This window comes from Curtobacterium sp. MCBA15_008 (assembly GCF_001865065.1).
Lineage (GTDB): Bacteria > Actinomycetota > Actinomycetes > Actinomycetales > Microbacteriaceae > Curtobacterium.
The window spans coordinates 1-3178 of the sequence record NZ_MJGN01000074.1 but is presented as its reverse complement, the minus strand read 5'-3'; the positions used below and the strand labels follow the sequence as shown (position 1 = coordinate 3178).

The following is a 3178-nucleotide window of genomic DNA, read 5'->3' as shown; positions in this document are numbered from 1 at the left end:
GCCCGCCCGCCCTGCCGCCGGCCGCCCGCCGGCACCCGAGTCTCGGCCTCCGCGACACTCCTCGCGCGCTCGGCCGCGAGAAGTGTCGCTCAGCCCGAGTCTCGGCCCCGCCGGCTCGAGCCTCGGCCCCGCCGGTCCGAGTCGCGCGCGCCGTCCCGAGTCTGGCGCCCGCCGGCCCGAGTCTCGCGCCCCGGTCAGCCGAGCCGGCGCTGCAGGAACGTCACGACCCGCTTGCTCATCGCCTGGTCGAGCTGCGCGATCGAGTGCGCCGTCCCCTCGACCGCGACGAACGTGACCGGCACGTCGTGGTCGCGCAGGGTCGCCGCGAACTCCTGCGACTCCCACAGCGGGATGAACTCGTCCGTCGAGTGGCCGATGAAGAACGGCGCCGTGTCCTCGGTGACGTGGTACTCCGGCGAGGCCCGGGTGGCGGCAGGGCAGTCCGCGTACGTCCGGCACCCGAGGTACAGCAACTGCCGCCGCTGGAAGGCCGCGGACACCCCGTCGGCCCGGGTCGAGCGGGTCGTCAGGTTGGTCGGCCCGCTCAGGTCGACGACGGCCCGGATGCGGTCGCCCTCGGCGTACGCGGTGGACTCGTGGTCGGTGACGGCGAGCATCGCGGCGAGGTTCCCGCCGGCACTGCCGCCGAACACCCCGACGCGCGTGCTGTCCACGTCGTACGTCGACAGCGTCGTCGGGCGGAACACCCAGTCGAGCGCCCGCCGGACGTCGTCGAGCCCAGCCGGGAACGGGTCGGTCGGGGCGAGGCGGTAGTCGACGTTGAAGGTGACGAACCCCTGCGACGCGAGGTACTTGCACACGGACCGGTACGCCGCGGTGTCCTTGTCGCCGTGGGACCAGCTGCCGCCGTGGATCATCAGGACCGCGGGGCGGGAGCCGCTCGCCTCGCGGACGGCTTCGGCGCGGCCGGCCACACCACCGACCCCGGACACAGCCGACGCCGACGCGGACGGCTCAGCAGCAGCCGCCCCAGCCGCGGCAGCCGCGCCAGCAGGACCCGCCGCCGCAGCCGACGCAGACGCCGACGCCCCCGATTCCGCCGCCGTGGCACTCGGCGTCGCCGTGGTGCCCGGCGCGCTGTCCGCCGGCAGGCACACGTCGAGCCGCTGCAGCGGGTCCGCGCCGTACGGCACGTCCGCGACGACGTCGATGCCGTGGTACCGCAGCGAGAGGGGGTAGATGACCGGTCCACCGGTGACCGTGCGGTTCTCGTCGCCGACCGGATCGGAGCTGCACGAAGCCACCACGCCGAGCGCCACGACCGCGGCGACGAGCGCGAGCAGCGTGCGACGGCCTGACCTCATCACCACAACGGTAACCCGGCACCCGCACCCCGGCGTCCACCCAGCGGCGGAACCGGCACCGACCATCGGGATGATCGGCGGCCCGGACGCCGCACCACCCGCGGTGCCAGGATGAGAGGCGACACCGCTGGAGGACCCGTGAGCCGTCGCAAGGCCTGGAACGCCGACCCCGAACCCCTGCTCCGCGTCGAGGAGGGCTTCCGCCTCGACAGCGTCGACCCGGACGGTACGCCGGGCTTCCCCGGCCGGAAGATCGACGGGCTCGAGGCGCTCGCCGCCGGGGCCTCCCGTCTCTCCGCCCTGCAGGAACGCCTGTGGGCGGCGTCCACCGCGGGTGACCAGCGCCGCGTGCTCCTGGTGCTGCAGGCGATGGACACCGCCGGCAAGGGCGGCATCGTCTCGCACGTGGTCGGGGCGGTGGACCCGAACGGCGTGCACTACGCCGGCTTCAAGGCGCCGACGGCCGAGGAGCGCGAGCACGACTTCCTCTGGCGCGTTGAACGGCAGCTGCCGGACGCCGGTCAGCTCGGCGTCTTCGACCGCTCCCACTACGAGGACGTCCTCATCCAGAAGGTCCGCTCGTTCGCGCCGCCGGAGGAGATCGAGCGCCGCTACGGCGCGATCGTCGACTTCGAGGACCGTCTCGCCGAGTCGGGGACCAGCATCGTCAAGGTGATGCTGCACATCTCGAAGGACGAGCAGCGCGAGCGGCTCGGCGAGCGGCTGGACCGCCCCGACAAGCACTGGAAGTTCAACCCCGGCGACATCGACGAGCGCCTGCTGTGGGACGACTACCAACAGGCCTACCAGACCGTCTTCGACCGGACGTCGACCGTGCGGGCGCCCTGGTACGTGGTGCCGGCGAACCGCAAGTGGTACGCCCGGCTGGCGGTCCAACAGCTCCTCCTCCGCACCCTCGAGGACATGCAGCTCTCGTGGCCCGCAGCGGACTTCGACGTGGCCGAGCAGCGACAGCGGCTCGCCGAGTCCTGATCCCGGCGACCGGCCTGGAGGAACGGATCGCCCCCGCCGCGCGCCTCGCGCCGGTCGCGGGGCTGGCCAGCGTGCGCCGGATCACGTAGAGTCACTCGGTCGGCCTTCGACGCCGTGACATTGTGATCACGGGCTTTTCGTTTGGGTGTGTGTTGCTCGAGGGCTGGAATCACGTCGATCCGCGACGGGATGAACCCCCTCCGCAAGCAGCCCCCGCCGATGTCGCTGTCGGGCGCTGCGGTACGTCTGCACCCCGAGAAAGTAGCCATGGCCCCGTACAACAAGGGCGGCGCGGACAACCGTGCCTCCGACCGTGTCCGTCACCCGAACGGCACCCCTGCCGCGCGCAGCAGCAAGCACCGCGGCTTCCGTGCCGCCGAGCCGTCGCAGCCGCGTCAGAAGCAGCGCTGGGACGCTGAAGAGCGCCGCGGCCGCTCGTCGCAGGGCGAGCGTCCCGCGCGTCCGAACTGGGAGCCCCGTGACGCCGGCGCGCGTCGCCCGGAGCGTGACGACCGCGGTGGTCGTCGCTTCGACCGCGACGACCGGGCTCCGCGTCGGTTCGACCGTGACGACCGTGCGCCCCGTCGTTTCGACCGTGACGACCGTGCCCCGCGTCGTGACAGCGATGACCGTGCTCCGCGTCGTTTCGACCGTGACGACCGTGCCCCGCGTCGTTTCGATCGCGACGACCGTGCCCCGCGTCGTTTCGACCGTGACGACCGTGCCCCGCGTCGTGACAGCGATGACCGTGCTCCGCGTCGCTTCGACCGTGACGACCGTGCGCCCCGTCGTTTCGACCGTGACGACCGTGCCCCGCGTCGTGACAGCGACGACCGTGCCCCGCGTCGGTTCGACCGTGA

The 3178-nt window shown here is 72.8% G+C and carries 3 protein-coding genes; 1 reads left to right on the top strand and 2 read right to left on the bottom strand.

Annotation, left to right across the window (positions count from 1 at the left end; genetic code table 11):
- Positions 1-194 precede the first annotated feature (194 nt).
- A complete protein-coding gene (locus BIU96_RS18110) occupies positions 195-1325 on the bottom strand; it encodes an alpha/beta hydrolase (RefSeq protein WP_071294008.1) in 1131 nt (376 codons plus the stop codon).
- Positions 1326-1463: 138 nt separating this feature from the next.
- On the opposite strand from BIU96_RS18110, the gene BIU96_RS18105 reads away from it, so the two are divergent.
- A complete protein-coding gene (locus BIU96_RS18105) occupies positions 1464-2318 on the top strand; it encodes a PPK2 family polyphosphate kinase (protein ID WP_254786240.1) in 855 nt (284 codons plus the stop codon).
- Positions 2319-2444: 126 nt separating this feature from the next.
- Here BIU96_RS18105 and BIU96_RS20020 read toward each other — a convergent pair.
- Positions 2445-3178, bottom strand: a 734-nt coding sequence (locus BIU96_RS20020) for a hypothetical protein (RefSeq protein WP_217642298.1), incomplete at its 5' end; no start/stop codon positions are given.